Source organism: Clostridioides sp. ZZV15-6598 (assembly GCF_020657705.1).
Classification (GTDB): domain Bacteria; phylum Bacillota; class Clostridia; order Peptostreptococcales; family Peptostreptococcaceae; genus Clostridioides; species Clostridioides difficile_F.
Genome location: NZ_JAGWCS010000387.1, coordinates 1 through 238 on the forward strand (window position 1 = coordinate 1; position 238 = coordinate 238).

The following is a 238-nucleotide window of genomic DNA, read 5'->3' on the forward strand; positions in this document are numbered from 1 at the left end:
AATTAGGAGGATAAGAGATGGATAATTTAATAAGTTTCATACCAGAGCAGTTACTAATTTTAGTTGCTGCTCTTTATGTTTTAGGGGTTGGTTGTAAGAAGTATAAGCAACTAAATAACAAGTATATTCCAGTAGTATTATTAGTACTTGGTGTGGGTTTCTCAGTATGGATGCTAGGATTAAATGCTGATGCAGTCTTACAAGGAGTGATTTGTTGGGGTATATCAATAGGTATAAA

At 33.2% G+C, this 238-nt stretch carries 1 protein-coding gene; it reads left to right on the plus strand.

The features are described 5' to 3' along the window. Positions 1 to 17 precede the first annotated feature (17 nt). The coding region (locus KGF50_RS22185) for a phage holin family protein (RefSeq protein WP_227850025.1) at positions 18 to 238 on the plus strand (221 nt) is incomplete at its 3' end.